Raw genomic sequence first — 1,064 nt, 5'->3', positions numbered from 1 at the left:
CCAGGGAAGACTCATCTTGAGGCAAGTTTCGCGCTTAGATGCTTTCAGCGCTTATCTTTTCCGCACTTAGCTACCGGGCAATGCCATTGGCATGACAACCCGAACACCAGTGGTGCGTTCACTCCGGTCCTCTCGTACTAGGAGCAACCCCTCTCAATCTTCCAACGCCCACGGCAGATAGGGACCGAACTGTCTCACGACGTTCTAAACCCAGCTCGCGTACCACTTTAAATGGCGAACAGCCATACCCTTGGGACCTACTTCAGCCCCAGGATGTGATGAGCCGACATCGAGGTGCCAAACACCGCCGTCGATATGAACTCTTGGGCGGTATCAGCCTGTTATCCCCGGAGTACCTTTTATCCGTTGAGCGATGGCCCTTCCATTCAGAACCACCGGATCACTAAGACCTACTTTCGTACCTGCTCGAGCCGTCACTCTCGCAGTCAAGCTAGCTTATGCCTTTGCACTAACCTCACGATGTCCGACCGTGATTAGCTAACCTTCGTGCTCCTCCGTTACTCTTTGGGAGGAGACCGCCCCAGTCAAACTACCCACCAGACACTGTCCTCACCCCAGATTATGGGGCAGAGTTAGAACATCAAACATTAAAGGGTGGTATTTCAAGGATGGCTCCACGCAGACTGGCGTCCACGCTTCAAAGCCTCCCACCTATCCTACACATCAAGGCTCAATGTTCAGTGTCAAGCTATAGTAAAGGTTCACGGGGTCTTTCCGTCTTGCCGCGGGTACACTGCATCTTCACAGCGAGTTCAATTTCACTGAGTCTCGGGTGGAGACAGCCTGGCCATCATTACGCCATTCGTGCAGGTCGGAACTTACCCGACAAGGAATTTCGCTACCTTAGGACCGTTATAGTTACGGCCGCCGTTTACTGGGGCTTCGATCAAGAGCTTCGCCTTGCGGCTGACCCCATCAATTAACCTTCCAGCACCGGGCAGGCGTCACACCGTATACGTCCACTTTCGTGTTTGCACAGTGCTGTGTTTTTATTAAACAGTTGCAGCCAGCTGGTATCTTCGACTGGCTTCAGCTCCATCCGC

The 1,064-nt window shown here is 53.1% G+C and carries 1 rRNA gene; it reads right to left on the bottom strand.

The window, feature by feature from the left end:
• Window positions 1–1,064 (bottom strand): 23S ribosomal RNA (locus ABTW55_RS14390); the annotation flags it as partial.

It is taken from the genome of Serratia sp. SM04 (assembly GCF_040280225.1).
GTDB classification, from domain to species: domain Bacteria; phylum Pseudomonadota; class Gammaproteobacteria; order Enterobacterales; family Enterobacteriaceae; genus Serratia; species Serratia sarumanii.
The sequence above is the reverse complement of the archived record's forward strand: the minus strand, read 5'-3'. Positions and strand labels throughout refer to the sequence as shown.